At 71.7% G+C, this 26277-nt stretch carries 26 protein-coding genes; 14 read left to right on the top strand and 12 right to left on the bottom strand.

What is annotated here, in order from left to right; translation table 11 throughout:
- Nucleotide 1 precedes the first annotated feature (1 nt).
- From OUY22_RS04160 to OUY22_RS04150, 3 genes are all read right to left on the bottom strand, one after another.
- Complete coding sequence (locus OUY22_RS04160) at nucleotides 2-1825, bottom strand: ABC transporter substrate-binding protein (RefSeq protein ID WP_270153375.1); 1824 nt, start codon at nucleotides 1823-1825, stop codon at nucleotides 2-4.
- A 161-nt stretch (nucleotides 1826-1986) separates the two neighbouring features.
- Entirely contained in the window at nucleotides 1987-2931 is a 945-nt protein-coding gene (locus tag OUY22_RS04155) for a zinc-binding alcohol dehydrogenase family protein (RefSeq protein WP_408638107.1), read from the bottom strand.
- Nucleotides 2932-2944: 13 nt separating this feature from the next.
- The gene (locus OUY22_RS04150; protein WP_270153373.1) at nucleotides 2945-4156 is read right to left on the bottom strand and encodes a M20 metallopeptidase family protein; all 1212 of its coding nucleotides are present in this window, start codon (nucleotides 4154-4156) and stop codon (nucleotides 2945-2947) included.
- 61 nt (nucleotides 4157-4217) lie between these two features.
- Here OUY22_RS04150 and OUY22_RS04145 point away from each other — a divergent pair, with 61 nt between their 5' ends.
- Together OUY22_RS04145 and OUY22_RS04140 are read left to right on the top strand one after the other, a co-directional pair.
- A complete protein-coding gene (locus tag OUY22_RS04145) occupies nucleotides 4218-5012 on the top strand; it encodes an HAD-IIA family hydrolase (protein ID WP_270153372.1) in 795 nt (264 codons plus the stop codon).
- Between the two features lie 26 nt (nucleotides 5013-5038).
- Nucleotides 5039-5662 (top strand): hypothetical protein, encoded by a 624-nt coding sequence (locus OUY22_RS04140; protein WP_270153371.1) that lies wholly within the window; start codon nucleotides 5039-5041, stop codon nucleotides 5660-5662.
- Here OUY22_RS04140 and OUY22_RS04135 read toward each other — a convergent pair.
- On the bottom strand, nucleotides 5625-6089 hold the full coding sequence (locus tag OUY22_RS04135) for an NUDIX domain-containing protein (RefSeq protein WP_270153370.1): 465 nt from the start codon (nucleotides 6087-6089) through the stop codon (nucleotides 5625-5627). The genes OUY22_RS04140 and OUY22_RS04135 overlap by 38 nt on opposite strands.
- Nucleotides 6090-6168: 79 nt before the next feature.
- Here OUY22_RS04135 and OUY22_RS04130 point away from each other — a divergent pair, with 79 nt between their 5' ends.
- Both OUY22_RS04130 and OUY22_RS04125 read left to right on the top strand, forming a co-directional pair.
- Complete coding sequence (locus OUY22_RS04130; protein WP_270153369.1) at nucleotides 6169-7092, top strand: acyl-ACP desaturase; 924 nt, start codon at nucleotides 6169-6171, stop codon at nucleotides 7090-7092.
- Between the two features lie 241 nt (nucleotides 7093-7333).
- On the top strand, nucleotides 7334-7867 hold the full coding sequence (locus OUY22_RS04125; protein WP_270153368.1) for an NADPH-dependent FMN reductase: 534 nt from the start codon (nucleotides 7334-7336) through the stop codon (nucleotides 7865-7867).
- A gap of 52 nt (nucleotides 7868-7919) precedes the next feature.
- Here the strand turns inward: OUY22_RS04125 and arfB are convergent, their stop codons facing one another.
- Nucleotides 7920-8327, bottom strand: coding sequence for an alternative ribosome rescue aminoacyl-tRNA hydrolase ArfB (arfB, locus tag OUY22_RS04120; RefSeq protein WP_270153367.1), 408 nt, complete (start codon nucleotides 8325-8327; stop codon nucleotides 7920-7922).
- Between the two features lie 181 nt (nucleotides 8328-8508).
- Between arfB and OUY22_RS04115 the strand changes: the two genes are divergently transcribed.
- The 3 genes from OUY22_RS04115 (at nucleotide 8509) to OUY22_RS04105 (ending at nucleotide 11288) form a co-directional block, all read left to right on the top strand.
- Entirely contained in the window at nucleotides 8509-9321 is an 813-nt protein-coding gene (locus OUY22_RS04115; protein WP_270153366.1) for a hypothetical protein, read from the top strand.
- Nucleotides 9318-9908: an HAD family hydrolase gene (locus OUY22_RS04110; protein WP_270153365.1), complete on the top strand. Its 591-nt coding sequence runs from the start codon at nucleotides 9318-9320 to the stop codon at nucleotides 9906-9908. The genes OUY22_RS04115 and OUY22_RS04110 overlap by 4 nt, the downstream gene beginning before the upstream one ends.
- A gap of 150 nt (nucleotides 9909-10058) precedes the next feature.
- Nucleotides 10059-11288 (top strand): cytochrome P450, encoded by a 1230-nt coding sequence (locus OUY22_RS04105; RefSeq protein ID WP_270153364.1) that lies wholly within the window; start codon nucleotides 10059-10061, stop codon nucleotides 11286-11288.
- Here the strand turns inward: OUY22_RS04105 and OUY22_RS04100 are convergent.
- Both OUY22_RS04100 and OUY22_RS04095 read right to left on the bottom strand, forming a co-directional pair.
- Nucleotides 11270-12691 carry an MFS transporter gene (locus tag OUY22_RS04100; protein WP_270153363.1) on the bottom strand — a complete coding sequence of 474 codons (1422 nt, stop codon included), beginning with the start codon at nucleotides 12689-12691 and terminating at the stop codon, nucleotides 11270-11272. The genes OUY22_RS04105 and OUY22_RS04100 overlap by 19 nt on opposite strands.
- Before the next feature lie 123 nt (nucleotides 12692-12814).
- A complete protein-coding gene (locus OUY22_RS04095; RefSeq protein ID WP_270153362.1) occupies nucleotides 12815-13507 on the bottom strand; it encodes an MBL fold metallo-hydrolase in 693 nt (230 codons plus the stop codon).
- 101 nt (nucleotides 13508-13608) lie between these two features.
- On the opposite strand from OUY22_RS04095, the gene OUY22_RS04090 reads away from it, so the two are divergent.
- Both OUY22_RS04090 and OUY22_RS04085 read left to right on the top strand, forming a co-directional pair.
- The gene (locus tag OUY22_RS04090) at nucleotides 13609-14010 is read left to right on the top strand and encodes a helix-turn-helix domain-containing protein (protein ID WP_270153361.1); all 402 of its coding nucleotides are present in this window, start codon (nucleotides 13609-13611) and stop codon (nucleotides 14008-14010) included.
- 150 nt (nucleotides 14011-14160) lie between these two features.
- Nucleotides 14161-14577 (top strand): DUF4180 domain-containing protein, encoded by a 417-nt coding sequence (locus OUY22_RS04085; protein ID WP_270153360.1) that lies wholly within the window; start codon nucleotides 14161-14163, stop codon nucleotides 14575-14577.
- Nucleotides 14578-14850: 273 nt separating this feature from the next.
- On the opposite strand, the gene OUY22_RS04080 is transcribed toward OUY22_RS04085, so the two are convergent.
- From OUY22_RS04080 to OUY22_RS04065, 4 genes are all read right to left on the bottom strand, one after another.
- On the bottom strand, nucleotides 14851-15603 hold the full coding sequence (locus tag OUY22_RS04080) for an alpha/beta hydrolase (RefSeq protein WP_270153359.1): 753 nt from the start codon (nucleotides 15601-15603) through the stop codon (nucleotides 14851-14853).
- A 166-nt stretch (nucleotides 15604-15769) separates the two neighbouring features.
- Nucleotides 15770-17128 (bottom strand): phenylacetate--CoA ligase family protein, encoded by a 1359-nt coding sequence (locus OUY22_RS04075; protein WP_270153358.1) that lies wholly within the window; start codon nucleotides 17126-17128, stop codon nucleotides 15770-15772.
- Between the two features lie 54 nt (nucleotides 17129-17182).
- On the bottom strand, nucleotides 17183-17839 hold the full coding sequence (locus OUY22_RS04070; protein WP_270153357.1) for a response regulator: 657 nt from the start codon (nucleotides 17837-17839) through the stop codon (nucleotides 17183-17185).
- Nucleotides 17836-19086 (bottom strand): sensor histidine kinase, encoded by a 1251-nt coding sequence (locus OUY22_RS04065; protein WP_270153356.1) that lies wholly within the window; start codon nucleotides 19084-19086, stop codon nucleotides 17836-17838. The genes OUY22_RS04070 and OUY22_RS04065 overlap by 4 nt, the downstream gene beginning before the upstream one ends.
- A gap of 174 nt (nucleotides 19087-19260) precedes the next feature.
- Here OUY22_RS04065 and lon point away from each other — a divergent pair, with 174 nt between their 5' ends.
- Nucleotides 19261-21621 (top strand): endopeptidase La, encoded by a 2361-nt coding sequence (lon, locus tag OUY22_RS04060; protein ID WP_270153355.1) that lies wholly within the window; start codon nucleotides 19261-19263, stop codon nucleotides 21619-21621.
- Nucleotides 21622-21685: 64 nt separating this feature from the next.
- On the opposite strand, the gene OUY22_RS04055 is transcribed toward lon, so the two are convergent.
- On the bottom strand, nucleotides 21686-22567 hold the full coding sequence (locus OUY22_RS04055; RefSeq protein ID WP_270153354.1) for an alpha/beta fold hydrolase: 882 nt from the start codon (nucleotides 22565-22567) through the stop codon (nucleotides 21686-21688).
- A gap of 51 nt (nucleotides 22568-22618) precedes the next feature.
- Here OUY22_RS04055 and OUY22_RS04050 point away from each other — a divergent pair, with 51 nt between their 5' ends.
- The 4 genes from OUY22_RS04050 (at nucleotide 22619) to OUY22_RS04035 (ending at nucleotide 26269) form a co-directional block, all read left to right on the top strand.
- Nucleotides 22619-23209 (top strand): TetR/AcrR family transcriptional regulator, encoded by a 591-nt coding sequence (locus OUY22_RS04050; protein WP_270153353.1) that lies wholly within the window; start codon nucleotides 22619-22621, stop codon nucleotides 23207-23209.
- On the top strand, nucleotides 23206-24378 hold the full coding sequence (locus OUY22_RS04045; RefSeq protein WP_270153352.1) for a Fic family protein: 1173 nt from the start codon (nucleotides 23206-23208) through the stop codon (nucleotides 24376-24378). Before OUY22_RS04050 ends, OUY22_RS04045 begins: the two co-directional genes overlap by 4 nt.
- A gap of 287 nt (nucleotides 24379-24665) precedes the next feature.
- Nucleotides 24666-25616, top strand: a complete 951-nt coding sequence (locus OUY22_RS04040; RefSeq protein WP_270153351.1) for a methionine ABC transporter ATP-binding protein — start codon at nucleotides 24666-24668, stop codon at nucleotides 25614-25616.
- The gene (locus tag OUY22_RS04035; protein WP_270153350.1) at nucleotides 25613-26269 is read left to right on the top strand and encodes a methionine ABC transporter permease; all 657 of its coding nucleotides are present in this window, start codon (nucleotides 25613-25615) and stop codon (nucleotides 26267-26269) included. The genes OUY22_RS04040 and OUY22_RS04035 overlap by 4 nt, the downstream gene beginning before the upstream one ends.
- Nucleotides 26270-26277 lie beyond the last annotated feature (8 nt).

Below are 26277 nucleotides of genomic sequence, written 5' to 3'. Positions count from 1 at the left end.
CTTACGAGGACTTCTTGACCATGCCGAGCTGGATCCAGACTCCCGCGGGCAGGCGCAGCAGGTCGGAGTCCTGCTCGGGGAAGCCGGTGAACCGGCTGGTGTTGGTGAACTGGGTGTTCACGTAGTCCCAGAGCTGGATGACCGGCAGGTCCTGGTTGGCGGCCTTGGCCAGCTGGAGCATGATCGGCTTGGCCTCCTCGGCGCTGACCGAGTTCAGCTTGCCGGTGAGCTCACCCGGGTTGATCTCGGTGCCGTCGACCTCGACCTTCTCGGCGCCGCCCATCCAGTTGCCGCTCTTGCCGGGCGCGGCGTGCTTGATCTTGCCGGCCACGTTGGTCCAGCCGTTGGAGGCGCCGTAGAGCCGCTGGTAGATGTCGTACGGCGCGGGGCCGAGGGCGATCAGCCAGAAGCCGACGTCGTACTTGCCGGCCGCGATCTCCTCCAGGTACAGCGGGTAGTCGGCGACCGTGACGACCTCGGCGTCCACGCCGGCCTCGACGAGCTGGCCCTTGATGTTCTCCTGCGCGGAGATCCAGTCGGAGAAGCCGGACGGGGCGGTCATGGTGACCTTCCACGGGCTGCCGTCGGCCAGCGCCCACTTGCCGTCCTTCTTCTGCAGCCCGGCAGCCTTGAACTCCTCCTCGGCCTTGGCCGGGTCGGCGTTGTACGGCTCCAGGTTGTTCAGCTCGGCGCCGAGCCACTCCTGGGCGGCCTTCTGGTGGATGCCGGAGGTGGTCACCGCGGGGGTGCCGCCCTCGGGCGAGGCGACCTTGGTGACCTCGGCGCGGTCGATCAGGTAGGCCAGGCCGCGGCGCACGTGCACGTTGTCGTACGGCTTCTTGGTCTGGTTGAACGCCATGCCGACGGCGACCGGCGAGTAGCCCTTGATGATGTTGGTGCCGGGAGCCTGCTTGATCCGGTTCATCACGTCGGCCGGGGCGGCGGTGAAGCCCGCGTGGTCCAGCTTGCCGGAGATCAGGTAGTTCCAGATCTGCTCGTTGCCGGTGTAGTTGAGGAACTTCACCTGGTCCGGGGCGACGCTGGCGGCGTTGTAGAAGTTCTTGTTCTTGACCAGCAGCGCCTCGCCGGGGTTGGCCCGCTCGAGGATGAAGGGGCCGGCGGAGACGTCCTTCTCGGGGGCGAAGGTGATGATCTTCTCGCCCAGGGCGGTGATCTCCTCGCGGGCCTTCTCGGCGTCCGCGCCCTCACCGCGCGAGGCCTTCAGCTTGTCCCAGAAGTCGGTCGGCAGCACGCTGCCCCAGATGTGCGCGGGGGCCACGAAGGTGTCGAGCACGCCGCGGGCGAACTTGCTGCTGGGGTTGGTCATGTCCTGCGTGACCTTGACCGTCTTGTCGTCGACGACCTCGACCTCGGCCGCCGCGCCCGCCGCGCCGGGGGTGAGCGCGAAGGCGGTGCTGCCCTGCGTGTAGGCGATGCCGATGGACAGCTTGACGTCCTCGGCCGTCACCGGCTTGCCGTCGGACCACTTGTTGTTCGGCTGCAGCTTGATGGTGATCGCGGAGTTGTCGGGGGCGAGTTCCCAGCTCTCGGCGATGCCCGGGTAGAACTGGTTCGGGTCGGTCAGGTGGTTCTTGACCCAGGCGAGCTTCATCGCGTTGTACCCGAGGAAGGAGTTGCCCTTCGGGTTGTACGGGTTCGCTGGGGCGCTGGCGTCGATGCCCGGCCTGTTCACGTCGATCGTGGTGAAGAGCCCGCCGCCGCCGCCACCGCCGCCCGAAGAAGACTGATTGGTGGTGCCGCCGCCACTGCACGCTGTGACGGCGGTCAGGCCCAGCAACGTCACTACCGCTGCTAGTCGCTTCATGTACCGCTCCGGGGAAAGTTCGGACCTGATGAGGATCTGTGGGATTGACCGGACCCTACGGTCACCCGGAAGGTGCGTCAATAATCTCCAGCGACTGTGAGGCTAATGTAACTTTCCTTCATCGTGGGTCGCCGTGACGCTCGCCTTCACCGGGGCGGCTCTCAGCCTACGAGAATGACGGCGGCGCCCTTGACCTGGTCGCTTTCGATGTCGGCCAGCGCCCTGCCCGCGTCCTCGAACGCGTACGCGACGCTGCTGACCCTCGGCGGGTGCTCGCGCGTCAGCTCCAGGTACGCACGGCCGTCGGCCCGCGTGTTGGCCGTGACGCTGCGCAGCGTCCGCTCCTGGAACAGATGGCGGTCGTAGTTCAGCGACGGGATGTCGCTCAGGTGGATGCCGGCGACGGCGAGCGTGCCGCCCCGGTCCAGCGCCCCCAGGGCGGGCGGCACCAGGTCGCCGACCGGCGCGAACAGGATGGCCGCGTCGAGCGGCTCCGGCGGCAGGTCGCCCGCCGAGGCCGCGCCCAGCTCCAGCGCCAGCTCCCGGTGCCGGGCCGCGCGGGTCACCACGTGCACGGTCGCCCCCATGGCGATCGCCGCCTGCGCGGTCAGGTGGGCCGAGGCGCCGAAACCGTAGACGCCCAGCCGCCCGCCTTCGGGCAGGTCGCAGCGGAGCAGCGCGCGGTAGCCGACGATGCCCGCGCACAGCAGCGGCGCCAGCCGCTCGGCCGGCACGCCCTCGGGCAGCGGGTAGACGTAGTCGTGCCGCGCCGTCAGGTAGTCGGCGAACCCGCCGTTCGCGTCCCAGCCGGTGTACGTGGACCGGGGGCACAGGTTCTCCATGCCGCGCACGCAGTAGCGGCAGCGCCCGCAGGTCGAGCGCAGCCACGCCACCCCGACCCGCTCGCCGTCGCCCCCGTCGGGCAGCACCACCCGGCCGACCACCTGGTGGCCGGGCGTGGTCAGCGGGGCGCGCGGCGGCAGGTCGCCCTCGGCCAGGTGCAGGTCGGTGCGGCAGGCGCCGCACGCCTCCACCCGCACCAGCACCTCGCCGGGGCCGGGCTCGGGCACCGCCCGCTCCACCATGACCAGCGGCCGGGACGCCATCGGCCCCGGCCGGTCAACCGCCCAGGCCCGCATCCGCCGCGGCCAGCCGCTCGTGCGCCAGCGACGCGTACAGCGCGGCCCCGTCGGGCAGCACCGCGTCGTCGAAGACCGCCTCGGGGGAGTGGTTGTAGGGCGCGGTCGCCGGGTCGCGATCGGGCGGGCACGCGCCCAGGAACACGAACGCCCCCGGCACCCGCTCCAGCACGTACGAGAAGTCCTCCGACCCCATGACGGGCCGCGGCGAGACGACGAAACGGCCGGGACCGAACAGGCCGTCGGCCGTGGCGCCGGCGAACGCCGCCTCGGCGGAGTCGTTGACCGTCACCGGATAGCCCATGCCGAACGACGCCTCCACCTTCAGGTCGTGCGCCGCCGCGATGGCCTCCACCACCTCGACCAGGCGCCGCTTCACCAGGGTCCGGTTGGCCACGCTGAACGTCCGGACCGTCGCCTCGAATTGTGCCTCGCCGGGGATGACGTTGTCCGTCGACCCGCCGTGGAAGCTGCCGACGGTCACCACCACCGGGTCGAAGACGTCGAACGTCCGGGTGACCATGGTCTGCATCGCGGTCACCATCTCGCACCCGGCCTGGATCGGGTCGCGGGACAGGTGCGGGGTGGAGCCGTGCCCGCCGCGCCCCTTCACCTTCACCGCGAACACGTCCGCCGCCGCCATGATGGGCCCGGGCCGCGAGGCGAACAGGCCCGGCGGCAGGACCGACGACACCACGTGCATCCCGTACGCGGCCACCGGCGGGTCGCCGGCCGCGTCCAGCACGCCCTCGTCGATCATGTACCGGGCGCCCTCGCAGCCCTCCTCGCCCGGCTGGAACATGAAGATCACGTCACCGGCCAGCTCCTCGCGCCGGGCGCTGAGCAGGTGCGCCGCGCCCGCCAGCATGGCCGTGTGCAGGTCGTGCCCGCACGCGTGCATCCGGCCCTCGATCCGCGAGGCGTACGGCAGCTCGGTGCGCTCGGTGACGGGCAGCGCGTCCATGTCGCCGCGCAGCAGCACGGCCGGGCCGGGGCGGCCGCCCCGCAGCACCGCCGTCACCGAGCTGAGCGCCGTGCCCAGGGTGATCTCCAGCGGCAGCCCGTCGAGGGCCGTCAGCACCTTCTCCTGCGTCTTCGGCAGGTTCAGCCCGATCTCCGGCGTGGTGTGCAGGGAGTGGCGCAGCCGGACGAGTTCGTCCCGCATGTCCTGAGCGGCTTCGGTGAACGACATGAACGACATTCTTCATGTCCCGGTTGAGAAGTCGATATGACGGGCTCGCTAGGATGATCCGGTGACCGAGCGTAAGCGGATCGACTTCTGGCTGTCCGACATGGACGGGGTCCTCGTCCACGAAGGGCGGCCGGTGCCCGGCGCCGACGCCTTCGTCAAGCGGCTCGGCGAGTCGGGCAAGCCGTTCCGGGTGCTGACCAACAACTCCATCTACACCCAGCGCGACCTGTCGGTCCGGCTGGCCGCGGCCGGCCTCGACGTGCCCGCCGAGTCGATCTACACCTCCGCCCTGGCCACCGCCCAGTTCCTGGAGGACCAGCGGCCCGGCGGCTCGGCGTTCGTCATCGGCGAGGCGGGGCTGACCACCGCCCTGCACGCCGCCGGCTACGTGCTCACCGACCTCGGCCCCGACTACGTCGTGCTGGGCGAGACCCGCACCTACAGCTTCACCCAGATCACCCGGGCCATCCGGCTCATCGAGGGCGGCGCCCGGTTCATCGCCACCAACCCCGACCCGGTCGGCCCGTCCACCGAGGGCTCGCTGCCCGCCTGCGGCGCCGTAGCCGCGATGATCACCCGCGCCACCGGGGTCCACCCCTACTTCGTCGGCAAGCCCAACCCGCGCATGATGCGCAGCGCGCTCAACGAGATCGGCGGCCACAGCGAGACCACCGCCATGATCGGCGACCGGATGGACACCGACATCGTGTGCGGCATGGAGGCCGGCCTGTTCACCATCCTCGTCCTGACCGGCGTCACCCAGCGTCACGAGGTCGACCGTTTCCCCTACCGCCCGTCGCTCATCGTCGACTCCGTGGCCGACCTCGCCGACCTGATCGAACCTGCCGGAGACTGACAGGTATGGGTGGCAGGCTTGCCGCCATGACCCGCATCTACCTGGAGCGAGGCCCGAAGAGAGTCTTCGCCTGCTCGCTCGACTGGCCCGGCTGGTGTCGCGTCGCCAAGGGCGAGGAGGCCGCGATCGACCTGCTGGTGCGGTACGCCCCGCGCTACCGGGTGATCGCCGAGCGGGCCGGGCTCGCGTTCGACCCCGGCGATCCCGAGGTGGTCGCCGTGGTGCCCGGCGGCGCGACGACCGACTTCGGCGCCCCCGGGGCCATCCCCGAACAGGACCTGGAGCCGGTCGGCGAGGACGTCGCCCGGCGCGAGGTGGGCCTCATCAGGGCCGCCTGGCAGCTCTTCGACGAGGTCGCGGGCGAGTCGCCGGAGGAGCTGGCCAAGGGCCCCCGCGGCGGCGGGCGCGACCTGACCAAGATGGTCAACCACGTCCAGGACTCCGAGCGCGGCTACGCCCGGCAGGTCGGGGTCCGGCACAAGCCCTACACCTCACGCGCCGACGTGGACGCGATGCGCGCCGAACTGGCCGAGGTGCTCGCCCGGCCGTGGCGGCCGCCGCCGGAGACCGCCTGGCCGCCCGCCTACGCCCGCCGCCGCGTCGCCTGGCACGTCATCGACCACCTGTGGGAGATCGAGGACCGGCGATGAGCCTCGGCAGCGCGGTGATGTGGCCCGACAGGTAGCCCGCCACCGCCTCCGGCACCACATGGCGCGAGGTGATCTGCTCCCTCTCCAGCGGCACCCGTTCGACCTCGTAGATCCCTCGCGCGGGGTCGTCCACCTCGGGCCCGTGCCGCAGCGCCGGGTCCATCGCCACCAGGCGGCACCCGTACACGTGCTGCGTCTTGACCCCGCCCTCCCACGGGTAGCTGACCGTGGTCAGCGGGGTCACGGCCGAGACCGTCGCGCCCAGTTCCTCCAGCAGTTCGCGGCGGAGGGTGTGTTCGAGCGTGGCGTCGCCGGGCTCGACGTGCCCGCCGGGCACCGACCAGTAGACGGGACGGCCCGGGACCGTACGGCGGAAGATCAGCAGGCGCTCGTCGTCGAGGACGAGACCCCGGACGCTGGGTCGCATCGGCCCAGCCTACGTTGATCCGGGCGCCTCTGGGGTACCCTAACCTACGGTGCCGTAACTTTCAGGAGAGGATCTCTATATGGCGATGACCCAGACGCAGCTGCTCCATGAGCTGGAGCCGGTCGTGGCCGGTGAGCTCGACCGCCACGAGAAGATGGCGAAGGAGTGGTTCCCCCACGAGTACGTCCCGTGGAGCGAAGGGCGCGACTTCGACGGCCCCTACGGCGGGGAGGCCTGGAAGGAGAGCGACTCCAAGCTGCCCGAGCCGGCGCGCGTGTCGCTCATCGTCAACCTGCTGACCGAGGACAACCTGCCCAGTTACCACCACGAGATCGCCACCACCTTCGGCCGCGACGGCGCCTGGGGCACCTGGGTGCACCGCTGGACGGCCGAGGAGGATCGCCACGGCACCGCGATCCGCGACTACCTGACCGTGACCCGCGCGGTCGACCCGGTCAAGCTGGAGCGCGCCCGCATGGCCCACATGCAGAGCGGCTTCATCACCGACTACGGCACGATGCTGCAGCAGCTCGCCTACGTCTCCTTCCAGGAGCTGGCGACCCGCATCGCGCACCGCAACACCGGCACGGCCTCCGGCGACGAGGGCTGCGAGCGGCTGCTCGCCCGCATCGCCGCCGACGAGAACCTGCACATGCTCTTCTACCGCAACCTGCTCAAGTCGGCCTTCGAGCTGGACCCCGACCAGACCATGCGGGCCGTCACCGACGTGGTGACCACCTTCCAGATGCCCGGCTCCAACATCGCGGGCTTCACCCGCATGGCGATGACCATCGCCCACGAGGGGATCTACGACCTGCGCCTCCACCTCGACGACGTGCTCATGCCGGTGCTGCGGCAGTGGTCCGTGTTCGACAAGACGGGCCTCGGGCCCGAGGGCGAGCAGGCCCGGGAGGAGCTGGCGGCGTTCCTGAAGAGGACCGAGGAGACCGCCGCCCGGTTCGTCGCCCGCAGGGAGGAGCGCAGGGCGCGCGCCCGGGGGTGACCGTCAAGGGCCGGGGCGTGGCTCGGGCCGCTGCTGCCGACCCGGCGTGACCTGCTGCCGCCCGAGTTCGTCGAAGGGCTGGGGCGGCGGCAGGACCGGGGGCGAGGTGTCCGCTTCGGCGACCGCGGGACGCCACGCCGAAACGTGCGCCCTCTTGACTGAAGGATGGTCTTGGGCATCCACGGCATCGGGCAGATTTTCTGAGCAGGAGCCGTAGACGACACCTTTCCGGGAGTAGCGGGTGAAAATCATCGGGATCGCCGCCAGCCTCCACGGGGGTTCGTACATCAACCGGCTCCTGGACGCCATCCGGGGCGAACTGCCGCCGGGCGCCGCCTTCGAGACCTGGTCCCGCCTGGGCGAGATCCCGCCGTACGCCCCGGGACCCGCCCCGCAGGTGGTCCGCGAGCTGCTCGCGCTGGTGGACGGGGCCGACGCGCTCGTGCTCACCGCCCCTGAGCACAGCCTGCTGCCGACCGAGCTGGAGTACGCGCTGGACTGGATGGGGCGGGCCGGCACGCTCGACGGCAAGCACGTGGCGGTCATGTGCGCCAGCGCCCGCGCCTGCGGCGCCATGTGGGCGCAGGCCGAACTGTACAAGGAGCTGTTGGGAGCGGGGGCGGTGGCGGTCGGCTCGGAGCTGGTGATCTCGCCGGTCTGCCCCCACTTCGACGACAACGGCCGGCTCTGGGCCCGTGACCTGCGCGGCCAGGTCCGCGAGATGGTCGCGCAGCTGTGCCAGGCCCATCTGCGCGAGCCGATGCTGTCGGCCTGAGACTCGCTCAGAGCTCCCGGCCTCAGAGCTCCCGGCCTCAGAGCTCCCGGCCTCAGAGCTCCCGGCGCAGCCGCTTCACCTCGGAACGCTGCTTCTTGCCCGCCAGCCGCCGCTCCACCGAGCCGCGGCTCGGCTTGGTCGGCCGCCTGCGCTTGGGCGGCGGCGCGATCGCCTCGCGGATCCGCTGGGCCAGCCGCCGCTGCGCGGCCTCCCGGTTGCGGAGCTGGGAGCGGTGCTCGGAGGCGGCGATGGTGATCGTCGGCGAGCCGAGCCGCGCCAGGGCGCGGGCCTTCAGCGCGGGGGAGAGCGCCGTCGAGGCCGCCACGTCGAAGATCAGCTCCACCCGGCTGTCGGTGGTGTTGACCCCCTGCCCGCCCGGGCCTGAGGACCGGGAGAAACGCCAGACGAGCTCGGCGTCGGGGATGACGACCGAGTCGCTGACGACCAGGGCGGCGAGCATGACGGTCCTTCCTCTCGCTACGGCACGGTCAACGTACAGATCGGCGGGCACGCCGGGCAACGACATTTCCCGCCACACCCCTAACACTCCCCGATACGGAGACGATTCCACCTGCGGCCGTTGACGGCGGCCCGCAAGCGGCGTATGCCACTATCGCGTATCCACGGATGGGGGAGTTGTCATGACCGCGGGCATCGTCGGCGTGCACGGCATCGGCAAGTACGACTACTACGTCAAGGCGGGCGGATCGGCTGCCGGGGCCGCCACCGCCATGCGGCTGAAGTGGGACCGCTACCTCAACGCCTCGCTCGGCGGTCCCGCCAGGGCGTACATCAGCGAGGTCGCGTACTTCTCCCACCTGCTGCGCGACCCCGCTCCGGCGGCGAGGGCGGCCGCCCTGGAGGCCGCCCGCCACGAGGTGCTGGCCGGCTGGGCCAGGAACCTCGGCTTCGGCGAGCACCTCACCGGCGCGCTCAGGTCGTTCACCGCCTGGGTGCTGTCGCGGCTCGACAGCCGGTCGGCCGCCTTCGCCGAGCTGTTCGCCCCCGAGGTCGCCGCCTACCTGACCGACCCCGGCAGGCGCGCGCGCGTGCGGGGGGTGGTCGCCGACACCATCCGCCGCAACCGCCCCAAGGTGGTCATCGCCCACTCTCTCGGCAGCGTCATCACGTACGAGACCTTCTGGGCGCATCCCGACCTGGAGGCCGACCTGCTCATCACGCTGGGCAGCCCGCTCGGCATGCGCGACGTCGTCTTCGAACGCCTGCTGCCCGCCCCGATCAACGGCCGCGGCGAGCGGCCCAAGGGCGTGCGGCGCTGGGTGAACATCGCCGACGCGCACGACATCGCCGCCATCCCGCCCGCGCTGGCCGGCTGTTTCACCGGCGTCGACGCCGAAGAGCTGGTCAACCTCGACTGGATCGACTTCCACACCGCCGAGAAGTATCTCGGCTGCCCGGCGCTGGGCTCGCATCTGCGACCATTTGTCCGGTGAGATGGATTCTCTTCGACTACGGCAACGTCCTGTCTCTCGCCCAGCCGGCCGCCGAGGCCGAGGCCATGGCCCGGGCCGTCGGCGCCGACCCGGCCGCCTTCCTGCGCGGCTACTGGGAGCACCGGCTGGAGTTCGACCGGGGCTCGCTCACCCCGGCCGAATACTGGGCCGGGGCCGCCGGACGGCCGGTGTCCGGCGCCGACCTCGACCGGCTGATCGCCATGGACGTGGCGAGCTGGTCGCACCCCGACGAGGGCTCCCTGGCGATCCTGCGCGAGCTGCTGGAGCAGGGCCGTGACGTCGCCCTGCTGTCGAACGCGCCCGCCTGCGTCGCCGACGGCCTGGACAAGCTGCCCTGGGTGGCCGCCATCCCGCGCCGCTACTACAGCGCCCGGCTCGGGCTGGTCAAACCCGACCCGCGGATCTACGCGCACGTCGCCGCGGAGCTGGCCGCCGACCCCGCCGACGTGCTCTTCGTCGACGACCGCGCGGACAACGTGGCGGGCGCCCGGGACGCCGGCATGCGGGCGGTCCAGTACACCGACGCCGCGGCCCTGCGCGCCTTCCTGGAGTCCGGCGGCGGCTGAGCAAGAGGTCGTCCCGCGTACGTCCTGGTCGCCGACGACGCCGAGCCCGGCGGCGCGCCGCGCAGGCCGGGGCGCAACCTTCACCCATCGGTGATGCCCCCGCGATCCGAACCGGGATGCGAGGTCGCGGGGACGTGCCAGGATGGGCGGGTGGACATCGACCTCGCTGATCTTGATTTCTGGCGCAGGCCGCTCAAGGAGCGGCACGAGGCGTTCGCCCGGCTCCGGCAACTGGAGCAGCCGGTGTTCTTCCCCGAGAAGAAGGTGCCGTTCCTGCGCTCCGGCGCCGGTTTCTACGCGCTGGTACGCCACGCCGACGTGGTCGAGGCCAGCCGCAACGCCAAGGTCTTCTCCAGCGAGCCGGCCGTCACCAACCCCGAGCCGCCCGGCTGGGTCAAGCAGGTGTTCGGCGAGTCGATGGTCAACATGGACGACCCGCGGCACGCCCGGCTGCGCCGCATCGTGACCCGTTCGTTCAGTCCCAGGATGCTCGCCGGGCTGCAGTCCGACATCGAGTCCGCCTGCACGCGCATCGTCGACGACCTCGTCGCCGCAGGGCCCCACGACTTCGTCGGACAGGTCGCCGCCCGGCTGCCGATTCACGTCATCTGCGACATGCTCGACATCCCGCAGGAGTGGCGCGAACGGGTTCACAAGCACGTCGACATCTCCACCGCCTACACCGGCGTCCGGCCCAGCCTGGCCCGCACGGTCCAGCTCGCGGGGCAGAACATGCTGGCCCTGCTCGCCCTCCAGCGCATGGTGATCAAGCTGGGTCACGCACGCGCCGCCGACCCCAAGGGCGACCTGGTCTCGCTCCTGGTCACCGCCAACCCCGACGGCGAGAAGCTCACCTACCGCGAGCTCGGCTCGTTCTTCGCGCTGCTGCTGGTCGCCGGCAACGAGACCGCGCGCAACACCATGGCCCACGGGCTCAAGCTGCTCACCGACAACCCCGCCCAGCGCGAGCTGCTCATGAGCGACTTCGACGCCCACATCGGCAACGCCATCGAGGAGATGGTCCGCCTCGCCTCGCCGATCATGCAGTTCCGGCGCACCGTCACGCAGGACTACTCGCTGCGCGGGCTGGAGCTGAAGCCGGGCGACAAGGTCGTGCTCTTCTACGGCTCCGCCAACCGCGACGAGTCCGTCTTCCCCGACCCCGACCGGTTCGACATCACCCGCGACACCAAGCCGCACGTCGGCTTCGGCGGCCCCGGCCCCCACTTCTGCCTCGGCGCCAACCTGGCCAGGCAGGAGCTGCGCGCCATGTACCGCGAGCTGCTGACCCGGCTGCCCGACGTCCGCACCATCGGCGAGCCCGAGCTGCTGGTGTCCAACTTCGACAACAGCGTGCGGCGTCAGGCCTTCACCTTCTGAGGGTCGAGCACGTTCCCCCGGATGGTGGCGGCCGTGACCAGCGCCGACACCGCCATCATCGCCGCGCTCGCCAGCATCGCCACCCTGAACCCCGCGTCGAACACCACAGGATCCCTGAACGCGTCGCCGACCAGCCCCACCAGCGGCGGCACCGCGGCCACCGCCAGCAGCCCGCCCGTGCGCGCCACCGCGTTGTTCACCCCGCTCGCCGTGCCCGCGTAGCGGTCCTCGACGGTCGCCAGCACCGTCGCGGTCAGCGGCGCCACGGCCGCCGACAGCCCCAGCCCGAACACGGTGACCGCCGGCAGCACCTGCAGCCCGTACGACGCATCAGGTCCGATCGAGCTCATGAGCACGAAACCCGCGCCCGCCAGCGCGATCCCGCCCGTCATCGGCCAGCGCGGCCCGTGACGCCTGGCCAGCTCACCGGCGAGCGGCGACAGCAGCAGCATCAGCGCCGTCACCGGCAGCATCGCCGACGCCGCCGCCACCGGCGAGAACCCCGACACCACCTGCAACTGCACCGCCAGCAGGAAGAACACCACGCCCATCGCCCCGTACATCACGAGCGTCACCACGTTCACCGACGTGAACACCCGGTCGGCGAACAGCCCGACCGGCACCAGCGCGCCCGGCGACCGGCGCCGCTCCAGCACCACGAACGCCGCCCCCAGCAGCACGCCCACCACCAGCGGCACCGGAGCGTCCAGCTCGATCAGCCCGTACGTGATCCCGGCCAGCGACAGCGCGGCCAGCACCGACCCCAGCACGTCGAAACGGCCCGCCGCCTGCTCGTCCCGGCTCTCCGGCACGTGCCGGGCCGCCACCAGCAGCACCAGCGCCGCGAACGGCAGGTTGATCAGGAACGCCCACCGCCAGCCGATCGTCTGCACCATCGCCCCGCCCAGCAGCGGCCCCACCGCGCTCGCCACCCCGCCCAGCCCGGACCAGGCGCCGATGGCGCGCGGCCGGTCGGCCTTGGCGAACGACGCCTGGATGATCGCCAGAGAGCCCGGCGTGAGCAGCGCCCCGCCCACCCCCTGCAGCGCGCGGGCCACGACGAGGAACTCGATCGTCGGCGCCGCCGCGCACAGCGCCGACGCCAGCGCGAACCACACCGTGCCGATCAGGAACACCCGCCGCCTGCCGAACCGGTCGCCCAGCGAGCCGCCCAGCAGGATCAGACCCGCGAGGGTGAGCGTGTAGGCGTTCACCGTCCACTGCAGGCCCGACATGCCGGCGTCCAGCTCGGTGCCGAGAAAGGGCAGCGCCACGTTCACGACCGTGCTGTCGAGCAGCGCGAGCCCCGACCCCAGCACGGTCGCCGCCAGCACCCACCGGCCACGCGCCGATCGGAGCTCGATGTGCCCGTCGTCCATGCCCACCTCCCCAGGCAGCAGCACAGCCGGCAGCCTCTGGCATTCCCCGCAGCTCAGCGCCGCCCACCAGGCATCCTGCCCAGCAGCCCTGCCGCAGCTCGCGTCGCGCTCACGCCTGAACGCAGGAGCGGCACTCGCGTTCACCGCTCAGAGCTGGGCCGCCACCTCGCGCAGGCGGGTGGTGGCCTCGCCGGTGACCGGGTCGCCGTGGCCGACGCAGACCAGGCCCAGATCCAGGTCGGCCAGCCTGCGGAAGGACGCGACGGCGCCGGCCCGGTCGGCGTTGAACACGCCCAGGATGACCTGCCCGTTCAGGGTCGCCACGGTGTCGCCGGCGAACAGCAGCCGATGCGCGGGCAGATACAACGCGACGCTCCCGTCGGTGTGTCCCGGGATGGGGATCACCTCGGCCCCGCCCCCGAAGTCGATCACCTCGCCGCCCTCCAGCTCCCGATCCACCCGGGCCGAGGGGACGGGAGGCATCGGCGGCAGGCTGTCGTAGATCTCCCGCTCCCACTCGGGCATGTCCGCCCGGTCCGGCGTCTGCTGCGCGGCCTCCCCGCGCACCACAGGCGCGTCGGCCCGGTGGACCATGACGGTGGCCTCCGTCGTGATCTCCGCCAGCGCCCCGTGATGGTCGTCGTGGCCGTGCGTCACGATCACGTGCCGCAGGTCGGCGAGGGTGAAGCCGAGGGAGCGGACGGCGCCTTCGACGTCCTTCCCCGACCCGGCCACCCCGGTGTCGATCAGGGACGGCGCGTCACGTTCGTGCCACAGGTAGGCGTTGCCGACGGGAAAGCGGAGCAGGTGCAGATGGGGTCTCAGCTCGATCAGGTCCATGCGGGCACGGTACGCCCAGGCCCGGAGCCCCTTGAGCGGACCTTCGCTCACGGCGGGAACTTCCCTGAAACTCCCTTGGTTAGGGTAGTTTAGGGAACGAAATGGAACACTACACCGTCGAGCAGGCGGCGAACCTGCTCGGTCTGCACGTCAAGACCGTCCGCGCGTACGTGCGCGACGGCCGGTTGAAGGCCGCCAGGATCGGCAAGCAGTATCGGATAGCCCGAGCGGACCTGGAGGAGTTCACCGGCCTGTCCCTCACGCCGTCCGCGACGCCTCGCCAGGCCGAGGCGTCGGCCGTCGTCCACGTCGACGGCGTCGACCGGGGCACGATGGACCGGGTCAGCACCATGGTCCTGTCGTCACTGGGCGGCCGGCCCACCGGGGCTCACACGCAGTTCGTCTACGACGAGGAACACGGCCGGCTGAAGGTCGTGATCCTGGGCGACCTGGAAACCACCGCCCGGGTGCTCCGGCTCATCGACGCCCTCATCGACCAGTGACGCGCACAACCCCCGCCGATGCCCGAGCCGCACTGTCCCGAGGGCCGGTCCACGCCCGCCTGCGGGCGTCCGGGCCGCCCTGTCCCGCCATCCGGCCCATGCCCGGCCTGCGGGCGTCCGGGCCGCCTCTTCTCACCCTGGAGACTTCACATGCCTGAGCACCACCCGCCTGACGAGTCCGCGCCTGACACCCCCGCCCCGATGCCCGGCGTCCTGCTGTGCGAGGCGGGCGGACCGCCGGTGCGAACCGAGCGCGATGCCCTCGACCTGATCGGCGACGCCTGGTATCACCGCGCCCACCTGGTGGCCATCCCCGCCGAGAGACTGCATGAGGACTTCTGGCGCCTCAGCACCCGCGTCGCCGGCGAGATCATCCAGAAGTTCGCCAACTACCGGATCAAGGTCGCCGTCATCGGTGACATCTCCCGGCACGTCTCCTCCAGCACGGCGTTGCGGGATTGGGTGCGCGAAGCCAACCGCGGGGACGAGCTCTGGTTTCTCCCCAGCCTGGAAGCCCTCCGCGAACGACTTCCGGACCAGCGTGGCGCTGCGGCCCCACCAGCCTGACCGACCCGCGGAGGAGCAGGACGGCGCCTGGCGGACCGGCCAGGGGTACGAGAGCAGACCGGCCACCAGAGTGCCGGGGCCTTCCGGATACGCAGAATCAGGTATCGACGTCACCGCCTCCGCCGAGTGCTGTATCACGGACCACCCATCTGCGTGCTTGATCGTTCCCAGTACCTTCCCGCAAGCCCCGGCTCGTTGCTCGACGTGACCCTACGCCTCTGATCAGGGACACGAGGAGCGCTTCTTGCTCATCTGACTCCTGCGACGGCAGCGTCAGGCCGCCCGCTGCGGAGCAAGAGGGGTGACCTGGTCAGGGAGGCCTAAGGCGATCCGCGTGAGGTTGCGCAGGGACGTGGAGCCGGGGCGGAAGTAGTCGCTGTGGCCGCCCGCGCCGGCCTCGAACAGCCGGGCGCCGAAGCCGGGGTCCATCGGGTCCCGGCCGAAGCCCAGGGGGCCCAGCCTGGTCTTGGGGACGAACCTCATCCAGTCGTTGGAGCCCAGCCCGGCCCACACCCGGGCGGTGGTGAACGTGGCGGAGCGGAACTCCAGGCCGGGGCTGGCGACGAGGGCGAGGTCGGAGACCGGCAGGCCGCCGGCGGCGGCCTTGGCGCAGACCACCGAGCCGTAGCTGTGGCACAGGAGCGCGATGGGGGCCGCGGTCCGGCGGCGGAGGTCGGTGACCGTGCGGCGGAGGGCTCGCGCTCCTTCGTCGGCCGCGGAGTCGGTCATCACGTCCAGGCTCCAGGTCGGCGGCGACTCGTAGCCCAGCCAGGCCACGACCGCCAGGCGGGTGCCGGGGGACTGGTCGGCCGCCTCGGCCAGGAGGGCGCGGGCCGAGCCGCCTGGGCGGTGGCTGCCGGTGTCGAAGGTGTCCACGGTGACATCGGCGCCCGGCACGATGACCGCCACCCGGTCGGCCGTGGCCACCTCACCGTGGACCCGGACGAGCCGGCCGCTCGACTGGGCGGGTGGGACGAGCAGCGCCCCGAGGGCGAGCATGCCGAGGACTCCGTGCCTGAATCGCATGGCGTCGAAGCTACGGATCCGGCCCCTGGTTCCGCGTCACCGTACGGGCTGATCTCGCACGTAGTACCGGAGTGGGATCACGACGCCGGAAGGATGACCGGCCCACCCCCGGAGCCGCAGTGGGGCAGGCCACCCCCGAGCGCACGCCCGGCATCCCAGGCGCGGCTCAGCGGGTGTAGCGGTGCTTTGCTCCCGGGGGGAAGTACTCCGGGTCGCCTGTCTCGCGGAGCCGGATCACCGGCGCCTGGCGCGCCTGCGGCACGTAGTGCGCGAACTCGCTGTTGAGCCGCCGCAGCTGGGCCAGGATCGACGCGCCGACCGCCTTCGCCGTGCCGTCCGACGGTTTCTCGCCGGGCGCCAGCTCCACCGTCACCGTCAGGTGCCGGTCGCGCCGCTCGTCCTCCGCCGCCTCCATCACGAACTTGCCGGTCACCAGCCCCGCCACCTCGGGCTGCTCCAGCCCCACGGAGATGTTCTCCGGGTACACGTTCGCCCCGTAGTAGGACACGGTGAACCGGCTCCGCCCGAAAACGTACGCGAAGGGCCGTGCGGGGCCGGGCGCCGACGGCTGCAGGCCGTGGTCGCGGGCGAAGGCCAGCATGCGCTCGTACGGGATCAGCCCGCCGTCGTCGGCGATGTGGTAGCGGATCAGCGGGATGCCGTTGTCGCCGGAGAACAGCAGGGTCCCCTCGTGCTCCTCGAAGAAGCGCACCTCGGGGTCGTACTGGACCAGCGTGGGCAGCCGCGACTCGCCGAACAGCTCCCGCGCGGCCGGCGGGCGTTCGGCCAGGAAGCGGCGGATCTCCACCGACAGCGGCGTCTCGTTGCCCAGCACCCCGGCGTCCGCGGTGCCGTACAGGGAGGCGATGCCGCGTACCGGGTCGGCGATGCCCGCGCGGGACGCCACGAGGGTGCGCCACTCCTCGCTGAAGACCTCACCGGCGGTGACCAGCTTGACGTTCCAGCGGGACCAGGGCAGCCCGGCGTCGATCACGTCCTTGAGGAAGGGCGGGTAGCCGAGCAGCACCACCTGGTCGAAGTGCGGCGCCAGTTCCGGCACCACCCGCAGGATCTCCCGCTTGTCGCTGCCGGGCGCCACCACCGTCACCGGGTAGCCGAGCTCGGCCAGTCGGCGGCAGCAGGCCAGTGTGAACAGCCCGCCCACCCAGGTGCCCAGAGCGAAGCAGACCACGGCGAGCGTGCGCCGCTCGCGGGCGGCGAAGGAGTCGCGGAACACCTCCTCGAAGCGGGCCGCGATGACGTGCTCGTCGGCGGCGGTCCGCGGCCAGAACGCGGGCTCCCCGGTCGACCCGGACGACACGGCGACGAGGTCGCCGATGACCCCGTGACGGCACAGGTCGGGGAGGGGGTGGCGTCGGGTGTACGTGTCCTTGCTCGTCATCGGCAAGGCCACGAAATCCTGAAATGTCTGGATCTGGGCGGGGTCGATGGCGTGCTCCGCCAGGAACGCCCGGTACGCGGGCACCGTCTTCACCACGTCGTGGAACAGCTTGACCAGGTCCATCAGCCGACTGTACGGCCGGGACCGCCCGCCGTCACCCGCCCCGTCACCCGCCCGTCACTCGCCCGGCCGCACCAGACCGGTCTCGTAGGCGTACACGATCGCCTGGGCCCGGTCGCGCAAGCCCAGCTTCATCAGCACCCGCCCGACGTGGGTCTTGACCGTCTGCTCGGCCAGCACGAGCTTGCGCGCGATCTCCTGGTTGGACAGGGCCTGGGCGACCAGCGCCAGCACCTCGCTCTCGCGCTCGGTCAGCTCGCTCAGCCGGGCGGCCGCGGGAGCCGGGCGTGGCCCCAGCCGGGCGAACTCGCGGATGAGCCGTCTGGTCACGCCCGGGGAGATCAGCGCGTCGCCGGCCGCCACCACCCGGACGGCCTCCGCGAGCTGGAGTGCGGAGGCGTCCTTGAGCAGGAACCCGCTGGCGCCGGCCCGCAGCGCCTCGTAGACGTAGTCGTCGAGGTCGAACGTGGTCAGGATGAGCACCTTGGACTTCGAGCCGGACGACAGCAGCCGCCGGGTGGCCTCCAGCCCGTCCATCACCGGCATCCGCACGTCCATCAGCACCACGTCGGGCGTCAGCTCGGCGGCCCGCTGGAGCGCTTCGCGCCCGTCGGCCGCCTCGCCCACGACCACGATGTCGGGCTGGGCGCTCAGGAACACGGTGAACCCCGTGCGCACCATGCCCTGGTCGTCGGCTATGAGAACCCGGATCACGAGGGCCCCCGTCCGGTCGGCAGCACCGCGGTCACCTGGAAGCCTCCCACGGGGACCGGCCCCGCCTCCAGCGTGCCGCCCAGCAGCGCCGCCCGCTCGCGCATGCCGACCAGCCCGTGGCCGGCGCCGGGCGAGCGGGCGGGGGAGGTGCCGGGGCCGTTGGTCACGTGGAGCCGCACGCCGTGCTCGTCGCGGCGGATGTCGAGCATGACGGTCGCGCCCGGGGCGTGGCGCATGGCGTTGCTCAGCGACTCCTGCACGATGCGGTAGGCGGACATGCCCACCGCCTGCGGCACCCCCTCCAGCGACTCGGGCAGCTTGACCAGCACGGACAGCCCGGCCGCCCGCGCGTTGGCGACGAGGTCGTCGACCTGGGCCAGGCCGGGCTGCGGGGCGGTGTCGGTGCGGCCATCCTCGTCGCGCAGCACGCCGAGCACCTGCCGGAGCTCGGCGATCGCCTCCAGCGACAGGGCGCGGATGCCGGCGAGCCCCGCCTCCAGCTGGGCCGGGTCGCCCGCCGCCTTGAGCGGCACCGCCTCCGCCTGGATCGCGATCACCGACATGTGGTGGGCCACCACGTCGTGCAGCTCGCGGGCGATGCGCGCGCGCTCCTCCAGCACGGTCTGCGCCCCCATCGCCTCCTGGCTGCGTCGCTCCTCCACGGCGAGCCGTTCGGTGGCGCCGCGGCGCAGCCGCACGTTGTGGCCGAGGAGCATGGCGGCGCCCACCATGACCGACCCGAGCGGCACGCCGTTGGGGAAGGCGATCCACATCACCACCACGCTGATCACCCAGGCCGCGCCGGTGATCCGCCGGTCGCAGCGCACCGCCACCGAGTAGGCCACGAGCAGGTAGGAGATCACCATCTCCGCGCTGTAGGGGTTGCTCTCGTAGAAGACGCCCAGCTTGAACGAGACCCAGAGCCCGGCAGGGAGCAGGGCCAGCGAGGCGCGCCAGGCCGCCAGCGGCCTCCGGTCGCGCAGCAGCAGTGGGATCGCGACCCCCAGCGCGGCCACGTAGGCGGGGGCCGCCCACCCGCCGCGCTGGACGACCCGGGCGTAGGTGCTCAGGAACAGGATGAGGGCCAGCAGGACGTCGAACACCTGGACGAGGTCGAGCGTGCGGAACGGCAGCAGCCCGAGCCAGCGCGGCATGGGCATGGCCCGCCAGCGGGACCGGGGGGAGGGCGGGTCGGCCGCACCCTGGAAGGGCGCCAGGAGGAGGGGGCGCAGCACTGCCGAGAACACACTCAAAGCCTACGAGCACGCCGCTCGCCACGCGTCGGACCAAGGTCTGATCCCCCCTCGCTCTCAGGTATGTCTTACATGATTACGCTCGCTCTGAGCGAACATCGGAAAGTAAGGGAACATCAGGCCGCTCTGATGACTTGAGTCGGTATAACTCAACCCTATGGAGTTCGCATGAGTGAGAGCTTGATCCTGCCGGTGCTGCCGCTGGACGACGCCGTCGTGCTGCCCGGCATGGTGGTTCCGCTGGACCTGTCCGACTCCGAGGTGCGCGCCGCCATCGACGCCGCACAGGCATCCGGTGGCAACAAGCCGCAGGTGCTTCTCGTTCCCCGCGTCGACGGCCGCTACGGCGCCGTGGGCGTGCGGGCCGTCGTCGAGCAGGTCGGGCGGCTGCCCGGCGGCGAGCCCGCCGCCGTGGTCCGCGGCGTCGACCGGGTGCGCGTGGGCGCCGGCACCACCGGCCCCGGGGCCGCGCTGTGGGTGGAGGCCGTGACCGTCGACGCGGTCGCCGCGGGCGAGCGCGCCCACGAGCTGGCCAAGGAGTACAAGGCCCTGGCCACCACGATCCTGCAGAAGCGCGGCGCCTGGCAGGTGGTCGACCAGGTCAACCAGATCGACGACCCCGCCGTGCTGGCCGACAGCTCCGGCTACACGCCGTGGCTGTCCACCGCCCAGAAGGTCGAGCTGCTGGAGTCCCCCGACCCCGCCGACCGGCTGGGCAAGCTGATCGAGTGGTCCCGCGACCACCTGGCCGAGCTGGACGTCGCCGAGACGATCCGCAAGGACGTCCAGGAGGGCATGGAGAAGCAGCAGCGCGAGTTCCTGCTGCGCCAGCAGCTCGCCGCCATCCGCAAGGAGCTGAAGGAGCTCGACGGCGGATCGGCCGAGACCGAGGAGGAGGACTACCGCGCCCGCGTCGAGGCGGCCGACCTGCCTGAGAAGGTGCGCGAGGCCGCGCTCAAGGAGGTCGACAAGCTGGAGCGGACCTCCGAGCAGTCCCCCGAGGGCGGCTGGATCCGCACGTGGCTCGACACGGTCCTCGACATGCCGTGGAACGTGCGTACCGACGACAACTACGACATCGACGGCGCCCGCGAGGTGCTGGACGCCGACCACACGGGCCTGTCCGACGTGAAGGACCGCATCATCGAGCACCTGGCCGTGCGCAAGCGCCGCCAGGAGAAGGGGCTCGGCGTGGTGGGCGGCCGCCGCGGCGGCGCCGTGCTCGCCCTGGTCGGTCCTCCCGGCGTGGGCAAGACGTCGCTCGGCGAGTCCGTCGCCCGCGCCATGGGCCGCGAGTTCGTCCGCGTCGCGCTCGGCGGCGTACGCGACGAGGCGGAGATCCGCGGCCACCGGCGCACCTACGTGGGCGCGCTGCCCGGCCGGATCGTCCGCGCCATCCGCGAGGCCGGTTCGATGAACCCGGTCGTGCTGCTCGACGAGGTCGACAAGGTCGGCGCCGACTACCGGGGCGACCCGACGGCCGCGCTGCTGGAGGTGCTCGACCCGGCGCAGAACCACACCTTCCGCGACCACTACCTGGAGGTCGAGCTCGACCTGAGCGACGTGCTCTTCCTGGCCACGGCCAACGTCCTGGAGGCCATCCCCGGCCCTCTGCTGGACCGGATGGAGGTCGTCACGCTCGACGGCTACACCGAGGACGAGAAGGTCGCCATCGCCCGCGACCACCTGCTGCCCCGCCAGCTCGGGCTGGCCGGCCTGACGGCCGAGGAGGTCACCGTCGAGGACGCGGCGCTGCGCCGGCTGGCCACCGAGTACACCCGCGAGGCCGGCGTCCGCTCGCTGGAGCGGTCGGTCGCCCGCGTCCTGCGCAAGATCGCGGCCGGTGACGAGCTCCCGGTCACGGTCGGCGCGGACGATCTGACGGCCTACCTGGGCAGGCCCAGGTTCGTGCCGGAGTCGTCGCTGCCGGAGAACGCCCAGCGCACCTCGGTGCCCGGCGTGGCCACCGGCCTGGCGGTCACCGGGGCGGGCGGCGACGTGCTGTACGTGGAGGCGTCGCTGGCCGACCCGGAGACCGGCGAGACCGGCCTGACCCTGACCGGGCAGCTCGGCGACGTGATGAAGGAGTCGGCCAGGATCGCCCTGTCCTACCTCCGCTCCCACGGCGCGGAGCTGGAGCTGCCGGTCACCGCGCTGAAGGACCGCTCGGTGCACGTCCACTTCCCGGCGGGCGCCGTGCCCAAGGACGGCCCCTCGGCGGGCGTGACGCTGACGACCGCGCTGGCCTCGCTGCTGTCGGGCCGCCAGGTCCGCGGCGACGTGGCGATGACCGGCGAGATCTCGCTCACCGGGCGGGTGCTGCCGATCGGCGGCGTCAAGCAGAAGCTGCTGGCGGCGCACCGGGCGGGCATCTCCACGGTGCTCATCCCGGCCCGCAACGAGCCGGACCTGGACGACGTGCCCCAGGAGGTCCGCGACGAGCTGACCATCCACACGGTCAGCGACGTGCGCGAGGTCCTGGACATCGCGCTCACCCCGGCCCAGGTGGCGGACGGCGTCGCCGCCTGACCCGTACCGGGAAGCCCCGCCGCGGCGGGGCTTCCCGCGTGTACGGCGGTGTTCCGTACGGGCGCTACTGGAGTGAGGCGGTGAACTTCAGCACCCGCTCGTTCACCTCGGGGGCGAACTGACCGGCGATCGAGTGGGTCGCCTCCGGCCACAGTTCGGCCCGCACCCCGGGGATGAGCCGCTCCGCCCGCCGCACCGCCTCGCCCGGGTCGTGGATGACGCTGCGCCCGGCGACGACGACCAGGGCCGGGACCGTGATCGAGCGCAGTTGCTCGTCGGTGAAGCGGGTGGGCGGCGGGAGCGCGGGCCGGTAGTCGCGCATCGTCGCGGAGATGAGCCGGGCCACCGGGTCGTCCGCGGAGATGTCGGCGCTGGTGCCGTCGATCCACGCCATGAAACGCGGCCTCGCCCAGCGCGAGACGAACGGCAGCATGACCGGGATCGTCCGCAGGATCAGGCCGAGCGGCATCGGCGCGAGCGCCCCCGCCGGGTCGAGCAGGGTGATCGAGGCCACGTGGCGCGGCTGCCTTACGGCCTGGTTGCACGCCAGCCAGCCGCCCATCGACATGCCCACCAGGTGCGCCGTGCCGAGGCCGAGCCCGGCGAGCGCGGCCGACAGCCAGGCGGCCTGGTCGGCGGCGTCCCTGATGGGCGCGGTCTGCTCGCTCCGCCCGCCCTCGCCGAGCAGGTCGAGCGCGTACACGGGGCGTGCGGCGGCCAGGCCGGGAAGGTTGGGCAGCCACATGACACTCGTCGCCGACTTGCCGTGCAGCAGCACCAGCGGCGTGCCGCCGGACGGGCCGAACCGGTAGGCGCGCACCCGCCCGAACGGCGTCGGCACGTCACGCGTCTCGGCCGGCGGCGGTAACGCCGCCATCGCCTGGTCGTAGGTCCGCTCGTACTCCGCTCGCGCCTCCGGCGTGACGAAGCGACCGATCTTCGGCATCGCGCCTCCTTTGCCATACGATCATATGGCGATAACTTGGAGGGCGGGCGGATGCCGAAGAAGGTCGATCACGAACAGCGGCGGACGCGGATCGCCGAGGCGCTGTGGGGCATCGCGGCCTCGCGCGGCCTGGAGGCGGTCAGCATGCGGGAGGTCGCGACGGCGGCGGGCATGTCCATCGGGCTCGTCCAGCACTACTTCGCGAGCAAGGACGAGATGCTCCTGTACGCGACGGTCCTGCTGCGTGACCGGCTGTCGGAGCGCCTGCGGCACGGCCTGGCCGGGATGGAATCCGCCGCGCCTCGCGACGTGCTGCGAGCCCTGCTCGTGACGCTGCTGCCGCTGGACGCCGAGGCCCGGACGGAGACGCTGGTGGGCGTCGCGGTCTTCATCCGCGCGCTCAACGACGAGACCCTCGCCGCCCGCTACCGGGAAGGCCAGACCCGGCTCGCCGCCGCCGTGGCCGGGTGCCTGCAAGGGCTCACCACCGACCCGGGTACGGCGGCGGACACTCTGCTCGCGCTGGTCGACGGGCTGGCCTCCGGCCTGCTCCTCGGTCATCACACCCCGGAACACGCCATAAGCATCCTCGATCGGCAAATATCTCAAATGACCGAATCATCCGTACGTTTGACTGAATGATTCTGGCATGCTTCCATGGCTTCATGCTGTACGGGACCCCTGAGCTGGAGCCGGACGACAAGGCCGTGCTGGCGGAGATCGAGGACATGCGCCGCGATCTCAAGTACCGCCTGGCCGAGACCCACCGCTGGGACGGCCAGCTGCGCAGGCAGCTTCAGGCACGGGCCATCCAGGGCTCCAACTCGATCGAGGGCTACCACGCCAGTGTCGAGGACATCGAGTCGATCATGTCCGGCGAGGAGCCACTGGAGACGTCGGGCCAGGTGGCGCGGGAGATCGCGGGTTACCAGCAGGCGCTCACCTACATTCAGCTGCTGTCGAGGACTGCCGCGTTCCGCTATGACACCGGCCTGCTCAACGCGTTGAACTTCATGATGATCGGCCACCACCGTGACATAACCCCTGGAGTCGTTCGGCCTGGCGGCATTTACGTCCGCGATGCGGCGACGGGCGAGGTCGTCTACGAAGGGCCGGACGTCGAGCAGGTGCCCGGCCTGCTGGACGAGCTGATCACCTGGCTCAACGCCGGGGACCTCGACGCGCCCAGCTATGTCCGGGCCGCGATGGCGCACTTCAATCTCGTGGCCATTCATCCCTGGCGTGATGGCAACGGCCGGATGTCACGAGCCCTGCAAACCCTGGTGCTCGGTCGCGACCAGATCCTCACCCCTGAGTTCTCGTCCATCGAGGAGTGGCTCGGGACAGGCGAGAACACCATCGATTACTACCGCGCGCTCCGGGGGGTGCAGCACGGATCGTGGAAGCCGCACGGGGAGACCCTTTCCTGGGTCCGGTTCTGTCTGCGCGCACACCACCTGCAGGCCCAGCGGGTGCGGCAGCGGCTGGTCCAGGCCGGGGAGATCTGGATGCTGCTCGAAGAGCGGGTCGACGCCGACGGGCTCAACACCCGGTCCGTGTCCGCCCTCTACGAGGTGTTCGTCAACCGCAGGCTGCGCCGCAGCCGCTACCAGGCCGACGAGGGGCTCAGCCAGGGCCAGGCGGTCCGTGACCTGCGCGAGCTGGCCGCCAAGGGCTGGCTCCAGCCGTACGGGGAGACCAAGGGGCGCTTCTACGCGCCGGGGCCGCTCATGCGGCAGATCAAGGCGGACTTCGCGGCGCGGGCCGAGCCGTTGCGCGACCCTTACAGGGTGAGCGAGGTCACCGTCTGAGGCGGGAATAGCCGCCGCGACGTGCGTCGTTGGCATGAGCATGACCGAGGGACCCGCGCACCACCGATCCGGCCGGTGTTGTCGACCGAGCACGGGGCGGGCGACCGCCCGCCAGGCCCGCTGACCGCCGTCTCCCTCGAAGGCCCCCTATGATCACGCCCCATTTCGTGCTGCGCAGGCTGAGTCACCTGCCGTTCCATCCCGGCTCCCGATAGGACGACCGGCTCCCGTACCTGATCGTTCCAGCCCGGCGGCGGCGTGCCGCCTCTCAGCCATGGGGAAGAGTCGTGATCGAGGTTTCCGGCCTGCGCAAGGCGTACGGCCGCACCGTCGCTCTGGACGGCGTCGACCTGAGCGTGCGCGAAGGCGAGGTCTACGGGGTGGTCGGGCGCAGCGGTGCCGGCAAGAGCACGCTGCTGCGCTGCGTCAACCTGCTGGAGCGGCCCGACTCGGGCACGGTGCGGGTGGCCGGCCAGGAGCTGACCGGGCTGGGCGACCGCGACCTCAACCTCGCCCGGCGCCGCATCGGCATGATCCACCAGCATTTCGCGCTGCTCTCCTCGCGCACCGTCGCGGGCAACGTGGCCTTCCCCTTGGAGGTCATGGGGGTGCCCAGGGCGGAGCGCAGGCGCCGCGTCGGCGAGCTGCTGGAGCTGGTGGGGCTGGCCGGGCGTGAACGCGACCACCCGCATCAGCTCTCCGGCGGGCAGAAGCAGCGCGTCGGCATCGCCAGGGCGCTCGCCGGCAGACCGGCCGTGCTGCTGTCGGACGAGGCCACCTCGGCGCTCGACCCCACCACCACCCAGTCGATCCTGGACCTGCTCAGGCGGCTCAACGCCGAGCTGGGCCTGACGATCCTGCTCATCACGCACGAGATGGACGTGATCAAAAACGTCTGCGACTCGGCCGCCATCATGTCCGGCGGGCGGGTCGAGGAGGCGGGGCCGATCGCCGAGCTGATCAGGACCCCCGGCTCGCGCCTCACCCGGGAGATCTTCCCGCTGCCCGGCGCCGCGCCGGCCGGCTCGGTGACGCTCACCTTCACCGGCGACCCGCAGCGGCCGCTGGTGTCGGAGGTGGTGCGCAAGTTCGACGTGGACGTGAGCATCCTGGGCGGCGCGATCGAGGAGATCGCCGGCGGCGCGGCCGGCCGGCTGCGGATCGCGCTCACCGGGGACGAGGTCCCGGCCGCACTGGACTACCTGCGCGCCCGCGGGCTGCTGGTGGAGGTGTCATGACCTGGGAGGAGATGGCGCCGCTGCTGGCGGAGGCCACGGTGGAGACCGGCATCATGGTCGGCTGGTCGGCTCTGCTGACCGTGCTGCTCGGGCTGCCGCTGGGCGTGGCGCTGGTGGTGTTCGACCGGGGCGGGCTGCGCCCGCTGCCCGCGGTCAAGTCGGTGCTCGGGCTGGTCGTCAACGTCGGCCGGTCGCTGCCGTTCATCGTGCTGATGATCGCGATCATCCCGTTCACCCGGCTGGTCGTCGGCACCACGATCGGGACCGCCGCCGTGGTGGTGCCCCTGACCGTCGGCGCGGTGCCGTTCTTCGCCCGGCTGGTGGAGACGGCGCTGCGCGAGGTGGACCGGGACGTGATCCAGGCCGCGCGGGCGATGGGGGCGGGCCGCGCCACCGTCGTGGCGAAGGTGCTGCTGCCCGAGGCGCTGCCGGGGATCGTCGCCGGGGTGACCGTGACGGTGGTCGCGCTCATCGGCTACACGGCCATGGCCGGGACCATCGGCGGGGGCGGGCTGGGCGACCTGGCCATCCGGTACGGCTACCAGCGGTTCGAGACCGGCGTGATGGTGGCGACCGTCGTGCTGCTGGTCGTGATCGTGCAAATCATGCAGAGCCTGGGCGACTACGCAGCCCGGCGTCTATCACACAAATAAAGGAAGAT

This window comes from Nonomuraea corallina (genome assembly GCF_027620315.1).
GTDB lineage: Bacteria > Actinomycetota > Actinomycetes > Streptosporangiales > Streptosporangiaceae > Nonomuraea > Nonomuraea corallina.
This window is presented reverse-complemented; position numbering and strand designations above follow the sequence as displayed.